We start from the raw sequence: 15,306 nt of genomic DNA, 5'->3' as shown, positions 1-15,306 counted from the left end.
AGCTTAAGTTGTTCATTTTTTGTTATTGCAAACTGCACTACTGTTGTATAGGGGCTCGATACTATCATGCGTTGCATTATATGTTGCTGCGTAGGTTCTAGTTATGTGAAATAGCGATATTTGTAGCGGTAACTTATCCATCCTGAGCGTCAAGTGTGATAGTCAGTACCTCAGAAGCGGCGTTGTAGTTGGTTAGAAAGTCGCCAATGGTTGTAAAGGTGGCAGTTTCAGGAGATCCCGGATGATCGGACGTTGTGATATCTGCAACAAACATCGAGCCAAGCGCAAGCTTAACAGGACTTACACGCAAAGGCTGAGGTCTAAAGTAAGCCCTTTGGTTGAGTTTAATCGCTTTTACATCATCAGTTTGATAGATAGCGGCTGTAATAAGATCAAGGGTAAACTCCGTGCAGTTTTGAAAGTCCGTTGTAAACGGGTTCGCAATGAGCGAGTAATTGGGGTTATGTAAATTGTTATAGCTGGATGAAGAAATAATGGTTAACAGTCTTCTTTGTAATTCTGCTGTGGGTATTATTACACCTGCTTCAAGAACTTCGACACCAGCAAAAAAATCGACCGGAAAATCTTGTACCAGCTCGCTCACATCTGGTGATTGTTCTTTCTGGTACAGGTTATATATCGCATACCCAGGCACAACTCTATTATCTTCTGTGGTAATCTGAGAATAGACGGCAACGGCTGTATGAGTGAATCTTATTCCTGGCGGTAAATTACTACGTGAACTACCAACCCTTGCAATAATGGCAACTCTGGCTCCTTTTTTTGCCAATATCTTTTCAACTTTCTTAGAGAAGGATAGGATCTCTTCTGTCGTATAATACGTTTCTGATCCTGCCTGACTCATTCCTGCGAGTGCCGAAGCGCTCGGTAATGATAATAGAAACAGAGAAAATATTAGGATATAAAGCCTTATAACCTTCATCAGTTATCTCCTATATTTCTTGATTATTTAAATTTGGCTTTAATGCTTCACTCGGTGGCGGGCCTGCTGAAATTGACTCTTCCGTAATTTCTAGTGGGGTGCCAATAGGTGCCGTTGCGGCTTCCATGAGTTCATTGGATACTGTTTTACTCACTGTACCGACAGAGCCGACAACGGCGAGTGGCATGGCAGAAGCGGCTGAGGTTACCTGTCCTGAGCCTGCAACGGAGTGACCAACGCTGGCACTGGCATGTGAGCCGGACTTACCTGTTTCTTTTAAAGCTTGTCCACTATGATTGCCGCTGGCAATTGCATTGGTAGAGGAAGTGAAGGTGATAATGGCTGCAATGGCTAAGAATGATTTTTTCATGTGAATCTCCAATCGAAATTAATAAATATACAGTAAGAAAAGTAAATACATGTTTTTGATAGCAAGAATAAAAAAATAGCCTTTAGAAATGCAAAATTTAATAGCATTACTAATATGAGTGTTTTATGAAAGACATTTGGTTAAACTGAATTGTTTATATATTCACCATGTTTAAGTAATTAGCTTTGTTATTAACTAATATATATGTGCTTGTCATTTACACAATAATCGAACAGTGTTTTTTTGAGGTTTGTCACGAAAATAAATGAAGCAATGTAACAGTTGTTAGTAGAGAGAAAAGGCAAGGTTCTTGCCTCAGCAAGGCTAATGTTGTGTGCTGCTAAAGAGATCTAGGTAGGCTGATGCTAGAAGAAGCTTAGCATGAAGAAAGCCCGCATAGCGCGGGCTTTTGATAAGTAATCGTTAGAAAGATGTGCGTTTGTAACGACGGTATTCTGCTTGCCAGAAGTTTGCGTCAATCTTCTCTTTGATTCGTTCGTCAGTATTCTTCGGTGCCTTATGCTGCTCAACTGCCTTTTTGGCAACAGCAAAAGCAATATGCCGAGATACTGTCTGGATCTCTTCCAATGGTGGGAGCAGGGCGCCTTTACCATCGATAGCCAGCGGGGAGCATTCTGCCAGAGCGCGGCTACTTTCCATCAGCATTTCGTCAGTGACGCGCCGCGCGCCTACAGCCAATACGCCCAGGCCGATCCCCGGGAAGATATAGCTGTTGTTACACTGGGCAATCGGGTAGGTTTTTCCGTTATGTACAACAGGTTCAAACGGTGAACCTGTGGCAACGAGCGCATTACCGTCTGTCCAGCGAATAATATCAGCCGGTGTTGCTTCAACGCGGCTTGTCGGGTTGGATAGCGGGAAGATGATAGGGCGCTCGCAATGCTGGTGCATTTCACGAATCACATCTTCACTGAATAATCCCGGTACACCGGATACACCGATCAGAATGGTTGGTTTGGCATTGCGCATAACATCAAGTAGCGAGATGTTGTTGTCCTGTGCTTCCCACTTATTAATCTCGTCACGAGGCTGAACAAGTTTCTTCTGGAAGTTAATCAGGTTCGGCATGTCGTCTACCAACAGACCCCAGCGATCAACCATGAATACTTGGCTACGGGCCTGCTGATCGGGAATACCTTCAGATACCATTTGCGCGATAATTGCCTCGGCAATACCACAACCTGCAGAACCAGCACCTAAGAAGGTAACACGCTGTTCAGACAACTTGCTGCCAGCCGCCTTACATGCTGCCAATAAGGAACCAACAGTAACCGCTGCAGTCCCCTGAATATCATCGTTGAAGCAACAAACTTTGTCCTTGTAGCGCTCAAGCAGAGGCATGGCGTTTTTCTGGGCAAAATCTTCAAACTGGATTAATGCATCAGGCCAACGTTGTTTTACTGCCTGGATAAATTCGTCAACGAAGTTCTCGTATTCGTGACCGGAGATACGCGGATGGCGCCAGCCCATGTACATAGGATCAGACAGGCGTTGTGGATTATTGGTACCTACATCAAGAACAACCGGCAGGGTATATGCCGGGCTAATACCACCACAGGCGGTATACAGAGACAGCTTACCAATTGGGATCCCCATACCGCCGATGCCTTGGTCACCAAGACCAAGAATACGTTCGCCATCGGTCACAACGATGACTTTCACATTGTGACGAGAAGCGTTGTTAAGCATGTCTTCAATACGGTCGCGGTTCGGGTACGAGATAAACAGGCCGCGTCCACGGCGATAGATATTAGAAAAGTCTTCACATGCCGCACCGACAGTTGGTGTGTAAATGATTGGCATCATTTCGGTGATGTGATTCTCAACCAGGCGATAGAACAGAGTCTCGTTAGTATCCTGGATGTTTCGCAGGTAAATGTGCTTATCCATATCATTATCAAATTTTTGATATTGCTGATATGCACGTTCAGTTTGCTCTTCGATGGTTTCAATTGCTTCTGGAAGCAGACCTTCCAGATTGAAGAACATCCGTTCTTCGACAGAGAATGCACTACCTTTGTTTAGCAGAGGTGTTTCAAGCAACGCAGGGCCTGCGTAGGGAATATATAAGGGTCTTTTATCGTTTTTCATGCAATAGACTCTGTTTTTGGGGGACTTGGTAGTTATCAATAAAAATTGTATACAACATTTTCATTTAGGGGCTAATCGTATGCCTATAAGCGAGTTATTTCAAAGCCTGTAAGGATTATTTTCGAGAAAATGATCATGTTTCTTTATTTTGGGGGGATTTTTCCCCATTCCTTGTAGGTAACGGGTTAACAAATAATGTGCTGACCGGGGAAGAAGGTTAGTGACTCATGCTGAGTTTGTGAACAGCTGCAGTGCTTGTTAATGAAGCCGAAAGTATTTGTGAGAGAAATAACTGTCAAATTACAAGATCGGTACTAATAGAAGGTCGGAATAGTTAGTTATGAATACTGCATATTTTTTATCGAAAAATTGAGAACTGAGTAACACAATTTTACCGTTGGTCTATTATGAAATTTGTTTTAGAGCAATTTCGTGAAGGGTAGTCGATGAAGGATGTTCAACTATGTCGAGTCATGATCTACAGGGCTCTGTGTCTGGCGTTATTGTTTGTCGGTATAGAAACAAATGCTGTGACAGTGAGTCAAACTGACTTGAGCCTGTCTTCTAGTGTACTTACTGTTGGTGTCATCAGTACTAACCCGAAGAAGCAATATAAATTCATTAAGCCGATGGCTGACTACTTAGCCAGCAATCTTCACGCTTACGGTATCGAAAAAGGCGAGGTGATCGTCGCCAGAAATACCGCACAGATGATGAACCTGCTTGAGCAAGGCAAGGTTGATGTATTGTCGGAAACGGTATTTACAGCCAGTAAACTCGTTAACGAATCCTATGCCGAGTTGCTTTTGCTTAGGTGGAAGAAAGGGGTGGAGAAATATCGCTCGGTGTTCTTTGTCCGGAAGGATAGCGGTATTAAGTCATTGAATGACCTACTTGGAAAAACCATTGCATTTGAAGACAGAAGTTCAACCAGTGCTTTCTATATTCCTGCATCAATTTTGCTTCAGTCAGGCTTTGAACTTCAGGAGTTAAAATCACCGAGAGAGTTACCTGATGCGAATCGGGTCGGTTACCTATTCTCTGATGAGATGACGGCCTCGCATAACGAAGTCAATATTTCATCATGGGTCTGTAATGGGGTGATTATGGCTGGGGCTTTTAGTGATTTGAACTGGAACGATGAGGAAGATCTGCCGTCGCAGATGCGCGAGGAGCTGAATATTATCCATCAGTCTCCGTCGTTTCCAAGAAGTGTTGTATTAATTCGCTCCGGGATCGACAACGGGCTAAAGAAAGAGATCCAACGACTGTTACTTGATGCCAATGACAGCGAAGCTGGGAAAGCGGCATTGCGGCGGTATCAGTCAACGGCAAAATTTACGCATTTAAACTCTGATGCATTAGACGGCATCGCGTATGCCGAACAGCTTAGAGAAATTGTTGAACAGCAGTTGGTTCCCTAGGGGGTATAATGAACTTGCTCACCCGCTTTTCATTATGGAATACCTTGCTTGTCGTCGGCGGTATTGTGCTGGTTTCGACGATTCAGATAGCGATTGTCAAAGATAGCTCGAAAGAAGTCTTAGAAGATACGACGAAGTTGACCTCTCAAACATTGATGAAGCAACTGTACGAGCGTGCCAATCATTCACTGAGGTACTTCTCGGAGGCCTTGGTTAACCCGCTTTACATGTATGACTTAGAGTCGACATATCGGCTATTGAATCCGGCATTAAGTTCCAAGAAAGTTGATGCGATTGTTGTCTTTGATGATAACGGAAAGATCTTCCATGAAGCCGAGCGAAAGATCACTAGCTACGGTGCGCTGTTTGAGCGAACTGATGTGTTGAATGTGGTCTTAACTGAACAGAGAGACTACTCAAATGAGACCAAGCTGCACTATGAGCTTGCTACTCCAATTTTTCTTGGTGATAAGTTATTGGGCGGTTTATTTCTGCAATTTTCTCTTACATCCATTCATGGTGATATCAATAATTCAAGGCAACTGATATCGGATTTCACGCAGTTGAAACTGATGCAGATCCAAGTGATAACCGTCGTCTCTGTGTTATTTGTCTGTTTAATGAGCCTTAGTCTGTCGGTCTTTTTGACGCGCTCGATAACTGGCCCTATTTCTGATCTGGTTGATCATGTGAAACGCATGTCTCAAGGGGATTTTTCTCGACTGAATAAGGTTAGCTCCAGTGATGAGGTAGGGATACTGGCGAACTCATTCAACGATCTCAGTGTTAAATTACAGCTACGAACAAAAGAAATGGAGTTTCTTGCCTATCATGATCCATTGACGAAGTTGCCCAACAGAGAGTATTTCCTGCAGTTGCTCAACGCGTTGATTAGAAAGCGTAAGGCACATTTTTCGCCTTTGTTTGTTATGTTCATTGATCTTGACGAATTCAAAAACACCAATGACACCTTTGGCCATCCGGTAGGCGATGCGCTGCTGAGGCAGGTCTCGGAGCGGATTATTACCAGCCTTCGTCGTACCGACTTCAATTCTGAATGCAGCGAGAGTCAGGCCATTCTAGCCAGGGTGGGTGGGGATGAGTTTCTGCTGTGTCTGCCTCAGTTGGCTAATGATAGCGAGGCATCGACTGTCGCAAAAAGACTGATCAAATTAATTAAACGGCCAATTACCATTGAGGGTAAGGAGTTATTTATCAATGCCAGTGTTGGTATATCAAGTTTTTCGGCATCTTCTGATACCGGCAACGATTTGATTAAAAATGCCGACATTGCAATGTATGAGGCCAAGGCGAAAGGAAAGGGAACATTCAGTCATTTTAATGCAGAAATGAACAACCGGCTTGAGCACCGAAGCTTGATAGAAACAGAGTTAAGGAAGGCTCAAACAGCCCTGGAGCAATTTGAAATCTGGCTGCAGCCCCAGATTGATCTCAACAGTGGTAGAGTAGTAGGGGCTGAGGCCCTTATTCGATGGCGTCACCCGAAGCTTGGCTTGATCCACCCTGACGAGTTTATCTACATCGCCGAATCTACCGGGCTAATCATCCCAATTGGCGACTGGTTAATAGAAAGCGTCTGTCAGCATCTGGTGGATTGGTCAGCCGATTTGCCGCCTAAGTTCCATATTGCAATCAACATCTCGGCCAAGCAGCTTTACAGGCAAAATACCTGCGAGAAAATTGTAGAAATGTTAGATAAGCATAACCTTGCTGCCGACAGGTTGCATGTTGAGGTAACGGAAAGCTTGCTGATAAAAAATGAAAGGAAAGCACAACAGTACCTTAAGTCTTTATCGGATGCTGGTGTTCAGGTATGGCTTGATGATTTTGGTACAGGGTATTCTTCATTGAAGTATCTTCGCCAGTTCAGCTTTGATGGCGTCAAAATTGATAGAGACTTTATTCGAGATATCGATACCGATACCTATGACCAGGCGTTGTCTGGCGCAATCATTTCGATGGCAAATGACCTTGGTATGTCTGTGGTTGCCGAAGGTATAGAAACCGCCACACAGGAAGCGTTTCTGAAAACCAAATCTTGCAATATCGGGCAAGGCTATTATTACTCCAAGCCACTGACTACCGATGCCTTTAGGGACAGATACCTGGCAGACAACACGAGCACCAAGACGACATTAGCGCTAGTGAAGATGTAGACGATTGTTCGCCTGAGATAGCAAGATGTATAGTTTAGACTACAATACTGTATGGCATTATTAATTTGATGCGTAATAGATCACTTCAAGCATTCTTCTTTGCCTGATGTGATAAGCCCAATGATGTGTATTTGTGAAATACCAAGGTTAAGGGTGGTATTGACATGAGTGTAGATCGAAACATGCAACATCTTCACCCCACTATACGAGCTCGAGTCGTTTCTGTTGTGTCAATCTTAAATGATGAAGGGCTGCCTTTTCAGGTCTTTGAAGGTTATCGCTCCCCGTCTCGACAAGCTTATCTCTATAGTAAAGGGCGCAACGGTAACGCCGGCTCTATAGTAACTAAAGCTAAACCTTGGCAATCCATGCATCAATATGGATGTGCAGCTGATTTAGTTTTACGAGAAAACGGCCGCTGGAGCTGGGATGATCGTGGGCAAAAGCGGAAATGGTGGAAACGGATGCACAAAGTTGCCAAGGCTGAGGGGCTTGAGCCTCTTTCCTGGGAAATGCCGCACTTGCAGTTACCCGATTTATCTGTTGCAAAACTGCGCCGGGGGGATTATCCGGAAGACGCAGATGAAAGCTGGGCGAGTAACCTTGCCAGTGAAATATATCGCTCACAGGGAGACGGCGGTGCTCCTCCCGTTCCATCTTTACTGCCAGAAAGGCCAAGCCTGAACGATAATCCGGACGAAGAGCAGATGGTGCGTTCTAAAGTAATAGCACGTACAGGACTTAACTTACGTGCCGGTCCGGGTGTAAGTTTTCCGACCCTTACAGTATTACAACCGAATTTACTACTTTATGTGATTGGCCAGGAGGGGGATTGGAGCCAGGTTGATCTTGAAGGAGACAATCTGGCTGATGGTTATTGTCATAGTTCTTATCTGAAACAGGTTTAGTTGCAGATATCGTAAAGGAGATGTGAATGTGGCCAAGAATATTATTCTGCTCTCGGATGGTACCGGCAATAGTGCGGCCAAGCTGCACAAAACAAACGTGTGGCGTACCTATAAAGCGATAGATATAAACAGTGAAGAGGTAGCCAAAACACAAATAGCCCTCTACGACGACGGTGTTGGCACATCCAGCTTTAAGCCTCTCAAGTTGCTTGGTGGGGCGATTGGCTGGGGATTAAAGCAAAACGTAATTGACCTTTACTCTTTTCTCAGCAGAAATTATGAAGCCGGTGATGATATTTATTGTTTTGGCTTTAGTCGTGGTGCCTTTACGGTGAGAATATTAGTTGGGCTTGTGGCAAATCAGGGATTGGCACAAGGTAAAAATGATGTTGAGCTCAAACAGGATGCCAAGGATAAATATGAGTCCTATTTGAGTGACTGGAAAAAGCGAACGGGCCAAGATACACAGTCAGAGAATAACACTCCTATTCCGATTAAATTTGTTGGTGTGTGGGATACCGTGGATGCCTATGGCGCACCCGTTGATGAGATAAAAGACTTTATCAATCGTTGTTACCCACTTTACATACCTGATCGTCAGTTATCGCAATCCGTTGAGAAGGCAGTGCACGCCCTAGCGATCGATGATGAACGAAAGACCTTTCACCCTTTGCTTTGGGATGAAAGCAACGAAGACGGTAATCGTATCGAGCAGGTCTGGTTTAGCGGTGTTCACTCTAATGTGGGAGGTGGCTATCCGGATGATGACCTCTCTTATGTGCCGCTGGTATGGATGCTGGAAAAAGCGCAGCAACATGGACTACGGCTCAAAAACGGTATTCTTGGTCAATATCGCGATAAGGCCAATAGCCATGGCACAATGTATGACTCGAGAGCCGGGCTGAAATCACTGTATCGTTACGCGCCGAGAAATATCGACGAGTTGATGAATACGGGTAAAGTGAATATTAAACTGGCCAAAATCCATGATAGCGTGGTGGAAAGAATAGAGAAAAACTATATTAGTTACTCACCAATCTGCTTGCCTTCTGAATATCAGTTAGTAGAAAAACCAAATGATATCGTTATGCATACCAAAAGTGAGGAAGTATTAGAGCTTGTTAATAAAAAGAAGGTGATTAATTGGTCTGCTCAGGTAACACTATCAATCATTGCGATCATAATTCTCTTATTGACCGAAACAGGTACGGGCTCAATATTGTCTGTGTTCACCGGTGCTTTCACTCAGCAGCCATTCCTTACGGTGCTGTTTGCTGTCATTTTGGGTATTCACTATAAGATCAACAAAGGCCTTAAAAATAAAATAACAGTCCATGCTGAAGATGCTATGAGGCAAGATCGCCCTGATTAATCTAGTGACGGTTGTAGCCATCGTTGAAGGTTCCCTTTGTATCAACACCAATTTCACAGCAAAGTAAGTATGACATGGACGTCAAATGCTGACAAAATACCGTAAGAATTGGATTTAGCAGCAGAAACAGGCATGTCGCAGACGTTACCCATAGATTCTCTTAAAGAAACATTCCTCTCCCAACTTTCACATCAGCATATGGTTGTCGAAGCCGAGACCGGTTCGGGTAAGTCAACGCGTTTGCCCGTTTGGGCCGCAGAAAAGGGCAGGGTATTGGTCGTCGAGCCAAGACGTGTGGCATGTACTTCACTAGCCGAATATGTCGCGCAATTGGCGGGGGAGACGCTGGGTGAAGGCGTGGGATATGCGATCCGTTTTGATAATCGATATACCGATTTGAGCCGCATTGTTTTTGTGACCCCCGGCGTCGCATTGCGATGGCTAAGCGAAGACCAGCTTGCGTCCTTTGATACCGTGATCATCGATGAGTTTCATGAAAGGCGTTGGGATACCGATTTGCTGCTGGCTTTGCTCATGAAGCTTAACAGGCACCGGTTGGTCGCGACTTCGGCGACAATGGATGGTCAGCGTCTGTCAAAGTATCTGGGCGCTCAGCGTTTGCAGGCTAAGGGGCGAACGTATTCTGTCGAAGTTACCCACTCTGCCAGTGATAGCAGAAACATGCCTGATATCAGAGGAGTTGAGAAGAAAGTCAGCACAGCGATACTAGGGGGTTATGAGCAGCACCAAGATATTCTGGTCTTTCTCCCGGGTCGCAAAGAAATTGCCCAATGCGTGTCCCAGTTAAAACAAGTTTTTAATGAGCAAGTTGCTTCTGGGCTGATGGATGTTATTCCGCTCCATGCCTCTGTCTCTGACGAAGAGAGGCACAGAGCGCTAACCGAAAGTGACAAACAACGGATTATTTTGGCCACGAATGTCGCCGAGACATCCCTAACCATTCCTGGTGTGACACTTATCGTTGACACTGGCCTTGAGCGCAGAACACACCAGCGAAACGGTCGAACAGTGCTGGGGCTTCATGCAATATCACGAGCCAGTGCCGAGCAGCGTAAAGGTCGGGCTGGTCGAGTCAGTGAAGGGAACTGTATACGTTTATACGGTAAGGCAGCACCGCTTGAGAGGCTGACTCCGCCCGAACTGCACCGGGAGGAGTTGGTTGAGCCGATGTTGGCTGCAGCTTGTAGTGGGTTCACATTTGCAGAGCTGAAGTTTGTTGACAGTTTGCCTCAACAAACGCTTGAAAAAGCAAAGGACAAGCTACTGCAAATGCGAGCGATTGACGAGCAGGGGAAGGTGACTACTCATGGCCAGCGTTTGTATCCACTGCCGATTGATACACTGTTTGCACATCTGATAACAGTGATGCCGGATAAGGCCAGCCAGGAGATGATGGTTGACTTGTCTGCTGCGCTCAGTGTACCGCAGCGGCTTTGGCAATTACCAAGTGGTGAAGAGCGGCGTGAACTGCTGTCAAAATGGTTACCGGTGGCCTGTGACGCCATAACGATGGTAAAACTGCTTCGAGAGCCGACCCCCGACTTTCTTACTGTTGACGAAAGTGTCCTTAAAGAAGCAAAGCAGCTATCCGAACAAATTCGTGAGGCTCTTGAGCTCCCGCAGTTGGAAGTCGCCACATCGATTAAGCGTGAAAATTGGCTACAGGCTGTAATGACAGCTGCGCCTGAGTTGGTGTATATCAGACGTGAAAAGCGTCGTCAGGCATTAGGAAATGGCTACAACGAAGTAACTGTAGGACGTGACAGCCGATTTGCTGATAGTGCAGAGGCGGCTATCGTTTTCGATCAGTTTGCTTTGCCGGGGAAAGGGGTAAAGCAAACATTGTCATTGGCAACCTGTATGTCTCCTGTCAGTCTGGAGATGTTGAGCTCACTGGATTTTGGTGAGGAGGTTCAGGGTCAAAGTCAGATGACAGATGATCAATGCTTGGTTGAAGTACAGCGTGTTTATGCCGGGCGTGTGATCAGTTCACAATGGCAAGAGCCGCAGGGACAGTCAGCAAGACAGGCATTACTCGGAATGATTCTTGAGGGAGTGGCCTTACCGGGGCTTGCTGATAGGATATCGGCCGATATTCATCAATGGAATCTTTATGTGGCGCTCGGGCGCTATCAGCAAGAGGTTTGTTCGCGTCCTGCAACACAGGTGGATATGACTGAGTGGTTCAGCGAGCAGTTGGAAGCACTTGGAGTTGAGGCAGCAGAAGACCTGGAACTGTTTAGTGTTGATGACTTCCCTTTTGATGGTATTCCTGACTGGGAGCGTGACGAATTTGATCAGGCATATCCGTATCAGGTTGAATTGACCGATTTAACAATGCGAATCGAGTACCATATCGCAAGAAAGCTGGTTACGGCCGTGCATGTAAGTGGAAAACGGAAAGCGGATCCGAAGCGCTGGGAGTTGCCGCGTTGGCAGGGGTGGAGAATCCAATACCGAAAAGCCAGCCGAACCATAGACATTAAGTAATACTGCGATAATGATTTTTGCTGCTCTGCACCAGCAGTTTGTGCCGAGCAGCAATAACGTTAAATAGTGCGATGTCTAGTTACGTATCGTGATAGTTTCTTGAGGAAGCTGAATAACCTGACGAAATGGGAGACGAGTTCCGTCTTTAAACCATGCCTCTACGAGTACACTGTCTAATCCTGAGGTGGCTGTAAACCTCCCTTTGAATTGCCCGTCTTTGAGCTCGCCGGCGATAATCCGGCTACTGGTATTAGCTACAACCTCTCCGTTTTTTGCGTGCCTGTAGCTGCCATAAACATTGAGGAACATAAGCTCATTGGATCCGAGTGATATATCGAGCATGACCGGGTAAGAGGTTCTTAGGTTGAATCCTTCAGGGATGACAATTTGATCAAAGGTCACCCGGTTCTCGCTCCCGCCTCCACCGCTGCTACTACCAGAGTCACCGCCACCACCGCAGCTTGTGAGAGCAAAAGCGAGGCTGAGGGAAATAAAGAATTTATTCATTATCTTTTCCTCTTAGAAATTATTCAAAAAGTTTGCTGACGATAGCGTTAGTACGTTGGTGCCAGTTGCTGTTTGTCTCGCCGCCTGAGCTGGCAAAATCTGCCAGGTTCGGGTATGCCTCTAGTACATCAATTCTTTCAGCAGGATGAGACCAGTTAGAATCTATGAGCAATCCCCAGGGTGTTCCGTTTTCTCCGCGGAAGCTGTCGCAGTCAGGGCCCGGACACTTGCTCGGGTCATACACTGACGTATCGTTTGCCGTTGAAAAGAACCGATCGGAGGCGAGAGAGGTCAGTGAATCGCCCTTTAGGTGGATTTCGAGTTCGCGACCGGGGAATTCAACGTTGAAGTTATCGCCGTGGAAGCGCCCTTCAGGAGCAAAAAGGAAAGGGTTTAGCGGCATGTCGGGGCCAGCTGCAATTGCTGAGTTAAATGGTACGCTGACGACAAAGCTAAACTGGTCGGCAGCGTCTGCGGTACAACCTTGCCATACCCGGTAGAAATTACCAGCACTGCCGCTGCACTGCGGAGGCGCTATTTCATCTTTAAGGTTGCCTGATATAACAATAACGGCAAAGTCTTGTCCTTGTTCGATAACAGACTGGCTGTGTAGGGTTTTGCCATTGACAATAAGCTTTGATAGGTCAGCATTGACTTGGGATCGAGCAATATTGTCTAGCTGTACAGCAAAGCCATTTGCGAATGATGCGCCGTAGGCCTGCAGCTTGCCATAAATATCGTAGCGAACAATGTTGCCGACCTGGTTAGATACTGTGTCGACACGGTAGAACATTACGACATCATTAAAGTCATAGTCGCCTTTTTCTGGCCAGTTGTCTTCATAAGCCAGCGTTACCCATGTACCTTCACCGGGGTAGTAGGTATGGGTCAGCGTTTGCTCTTCGATGGTGATCGGGTAATCTTCGACTTCACCGTAGGTTACGCCGCCGAAGGAGGTCAGCCCCGGGTTTTGCCCAATTCTGAATCTTGCCCATGTGCTGCCGGCTTGCGCCGATTCAGGTACCCGTACTTTGAGGGTATGGGAGCCGGGCATCAGGTATTCATCTGCGATAGCCTGCTCGGTATCTTCATCAAAGGTGCCATTACCATTCCAGTCAAACCAACCGCTGACATAACCGACGGCTTCGCCTCCGACAACAACATTGATAAGTGCGTCGGAGCCTTGCTTGAAGCTGGAGCCAAAAGAGATACCGTCTTCATCATCAGGAGAACCATCATTATCATCGGAGCTCGGTGAAGCTAAGGCCACGCCTTCGGCATCAATTTCGGTGCCGAAGACAAAATTTGGCCCAATAAAGTGTCGAGGTCCATTATTTTCCAGTGTTGTTTTGTAGCTATCTGGCGCATCGCCAAAATCAGTATTGTTGGCGGTAACCGGGGCACTGGCACAACGCGCACCGTCGTTTTGGTCGGATGATGGACCGTCGGCAAAGAATTCGGCTGTTGTGCTGAACGAGCTTAAGTTGCGGAGATCTAGCCGATAAATCTTTCCTCCTTTGTTGTTGCTGATGTACATGAATCCTGATTTATCAAAATATTGTGCCCCGAATGTAGTTTGACCGGTTACGCCTGTCGGTCCTTTACGCTCAAAACTTGCATTGCCTGAACCGTCAAACGTGAATTGGTATAAGTCATTATTGTTATTTTCGACCGCAAACAGTTCACCTGTCTCAGGGTAAAAGGCAAAGTCGGTAAGGGTGAGGGTGGCATCAGCTGCCGACATAATTCGGGTGGCGACCAGGTTGTTATCACCTTGGCTTAGGTCGATTTTAAACATGCCGGTGTTTTTGAGATAAAGATAATAGACATTGCCAAAGACATCACCCACGAAGAAACTTTTATCTGCAGGCAGGCCAGATTGAACAGTAAGATCTTCGACACGGTAGGCCTGATTAATGCGCGTAATCGTACCGGCATTTTTATTCCAACCGTAGATATAGCGATCGGTTTCGTTAAAGCCAACAGCATTGATAACGCCACCCGCCCCGGTATTGGTACCTACAGTTCGATACTGTCCTGTTGCAAGATCAACAGCATAGACAGTCGAGGGGCTACCCTGAAAAAGAAACGCTTCAGTTGGACAGTCGTCGAAGGGGGATATCGCAAACGCCGGGAGGGGGGATGAAAGAAGCCCGAAGGCAACGAGAGAGAGCTTTAGTTTCTTCATTAGGCAACCTTATTCTTATTGTTAATGCTGAAGAGCATTAGTCAAAAATAAGGCCAGCTTTGCCAACGAATGCTTTGAAATATAAAATTGTCCTATAAATCAATGGCTTATGATTGTTGTGGTGATGCGGGGTAGTAATTCGCCTTCATAGATGCGATTTGCAAATTGAGAATGAAAGCGAAAAACCTTATTAGGCAGGATGACAATGAAAGCTATACAGGGGGCTATTTGTCTTGTGCTGAAAGTTTGGCTCGGATGAATTCAGAATGATCAACATAAATGAGTTCGGCGACTTGGCGAATCACCGCTTCCTCCAAAGGATCGATAACACCATCGGCATAGGCGACTTGCCACATTGATTCAATTAATTGATAACGCTGTTCTGGCATCAAAGCGCGAAGCTTGGTGGTGAACTCATAGAGAGAAACAGATTGGTTACTTTGCTCTTTTGCTTTATTCAGTAGAGATTTAGCGTTGCTGTCATCTATATCCAGCAAATTAACCAGCAGGTGTACTTTGGCAGACTCTTCTCGTGGGTCAATCTCATGGTCCGCATTGGCGACCTCACACAGCAGTGAAGCCATGGCGAGATTCATTGTCGGAGTATCAATCGCCCCTCCGTCCGAGCCTTCATGCATAACCTGACGAAATAGTGTACGTAGTTGTGTAAACATAGGGTGCCTCTTTCTAATGCCTTCTATCTCCATATCTGCGGTTGATTGTGCAATAAATCAAGGCAGAAGAGATAAGTACTAGTGTTGAGACCGCGAAACTTACCATCTTGTTCCGCTGTA

The 15,306-nt window shown here is 45.9% G+C and carries 11 protein-coding genes; 5 read left to right on the top strand and 6 right to left on the bottom strand.

Annotated features, from left to right (window positions below; translation table 11 throughout):
- Positions 1-133: 133 nt before the first annotated feature.
- From L4D19_RS19395 to L4D19_RS19385, 3 genes are all read right to left on the bottom strand, one after another.
- On the bottom strand, positions 134-943 hold the full coding sequence (locus L4D19_RS19395) for a DUF2145 domain-containing protein (protein WP_428453856.1): 810 nt from the start codon (positions 941-943) through the stop codon (positions 134-136).
- A 10-nt stretch (positions 944-953) separates the two neighbouring features.
- Positions 954-1,313 (bottom strand): hypothetical protein, encoded by a 360-nt coding sequence (locus tag L4D19_RS19390; protein WP_428453855.1) that lies wholly within the window; start codon positions 1,311-1,313, stop codon positions 954-956.
- Between the two features lie 423 nt (positions 1,314-1,736).
- Entirely contained in the window at positions 1,737-3,425 is a 1,689-nt protein-coding gene (locus tag L4D19_RS19385) for an NAD-dependent malic enzyme (protein ID WP_428453854.1), read from the bottom strand.
- A gap of 446 nt (positions 3,426-3,871) precedes the next feature.
- Here L4D19_RS19385 and L4D19_RS19380 point away from each other — a divergent pair, with 446 nt between their 5' ends.
- From L4D19_RS19380 to L4D19_RS19360, 5 genes are all read left to right on the top strand, one after another.
- Positions 3,872-4,849 (top strand): phosphate/phosphite/phosphonate ABC transporter substrate-binding protein, encoded by a 978-nt coding sequence (locus tag L4D19_RS19380; protein WP_428453853.1) that lies wholly within the window; start codon positions 3,872-3,874, stop codon positions 4,847-4,849.
- 8 nt (positions 4,850-4,857) lie between these two features.
- A complete protein-coding gene (locus tag L4D19_RS19375; RefSeq protein WP_428453852.1) occupies positions 4,858-7,026 on the top strand; it encodes an EAL domain-containing protein in 2,169 nt (722 codons plus the stop codon).
- 164 nt (positions 7,027-7,190) lie between these two features.
- Positions 7,191-7,934 carry a D-alanyl-D-alanine carboxypeptidase family protein gene (locus L4D19_RS19370; protein WP_428453851.1) on the top strand — a complete coding sequence of 248 codons (744 nt, stop codon included), beginning with the start codon at positions 7,191-7,193 and terminating at the stop codon, positions 7,932-7,934.
- A gap of 28 nt (positions 7,935-7,962) precedes the next feature.
- Positions 7,963-9,306 (top strand): T6SS phospholipase effector Tle1-like catalytic domain-containing protein, encoded by a 1,344-nt coding sequence (locus tag L4D19_RS19365; protein WP_428453850.1) that lies wholly within the window; start codon positions 7,963-7,965, stop codon positions 9,304-9,306.
- Positions 9,307-9,438: 132 nt separating this feature from the next.
- Positions 9,439-11,817 carry a DEAD/DEAH box helicase gene (locus tag L4D19_RS19360; protein ID WP_428453849.1) on the top strand — a complete coding sequence of 793 codons (2,379 nt, stop codon included), beginning with the start codon at positions 9,439-9,441 and terminating at the stop codon, positions 11,815-11,817.
- A 75-nt stretch (positions 11,818-11,892) separates the two neighbouring features.
- Here the strand turns inward: L4D19_RS19360 and L4D19_RS19355 are convergent, their stop codons facing one another.
- The 3 genes from L4D19_RS19355 to L4D19_RS19345 form a co-directional block, all read right to left on the bottom strand.
- Positions 11,893-12,324, bottom strand: coding sequence for a hypothetical protein (locus L4D19_RS19355; protein WP_428453848.1), 432 nt, complete (start codon positions 12,322-12,324; stop codon positions 11,893-11,895).
- A gap of 19 nt (positions 12,325-12,343) precedes the next feature.
- Positions 12,344-14,512 (bottom strand): LruC domain-containing protein, encoded by a 2,169-nt coding sequence (locus L4D19_RS19350; protein WP_428453847.1) that lies wholly within the window; start codon positions 14,510-14,512, stop codon positions 12,344-12,346.
- Between the two features lie 224 nt (positions 14,513-14,736).
- Entirely contained in the window at positions 14,737-15,186 is a 450-nt protein-coding gene (locus L4D19_RS19345; RefSeq protein WP_428453846.1) for a tellurite resistance TerB family protein, read from the bottom strand.
- Positions 15,187-15,306 lie beyond the last annotated feature (120 nt).

The organism is Photobacterium kasasachensis (genome assembly GCF_050336885.1).
Classification (GTDB): Bacteria; Pseudomonadota; Gammaproteobacteria; order Enterobacterales; family Vibrionaceae; genus Photobacterium; species Photobacterium kasasachensis.
Note: the sequence above shows the minus strand (reverse complement) of the source record. Positions and strands in the feature narration are given on the sequence as shown.

Coding starts and splice junctions, on each gene's coding strand:
- L4D19_RS19350 (WP_428453847.1), bottom strand. CDS start 14,512: ATGAAGAAACTAAAGCTCTCTCTCGTTGCCTTCGGGCTTCTTTCATCC.
- L4D19_RS19375 (WP_428453852.1), top strand. CDS start 4,858: ATGAACTTGCTCACCCGCTTTTCATTATGGAATACCTTGCTTGTCGTC.
- L4D19_RS19385 (WP_428453854.1), bottom strand. CDS start 3,425: ATGAAAAACGATAAAAGACCCTTATATATTCCCTACGCAGGCCCTGCG.
- L4D19_RS19380 (WP_428453853.1), top strand. CDS start 3,872: ATGAAGGATGTTCAACTATGTCGAGTCATGATCTACAGGGCTCTGTGT.
- L4D19_RS19370 (WP_428453851.1), top strand. CDS start 7,191: ATGAGTGTAGATCGAAACATGCAACATCTTCACCCCACTATACGAGCT.
- L4D19_RS19390 (WP_428453855.1), bottom strand. CDS start 1,313: ATGAAAAAATCATTCTTAGCCATTGCAGCCATTATCACCTTCACTTCC.
- L4D19_RS19395 (WP_428453856.1), bottom strand. CDS start 943: ATGAAGGTTATAAGGCTTTATATCCTAATATTTTCTCTGTTTCTATTA.
- L4D19_RS19360 (WP_428453849.1), top strand. CDS start 9,439: ATGTCGCAGACGTTACCCATAGATTCTCTTAAAGAAACATTCCTCTCC.
- L4D19_RS19345 (WP_428453846.1), bottom strand. CDS start 15,186: ATGTTTACACAACTACGTACACTATTTCGTCAGGTTATGCATGAAGGC.
- L4D19_RS19355 (WP_428453848.1), bottom strand. CDS start 12,324: ATGAATAAATTCTTTATTTCCCTCAGCCTCGCTTTTGCTCTCACAAGC.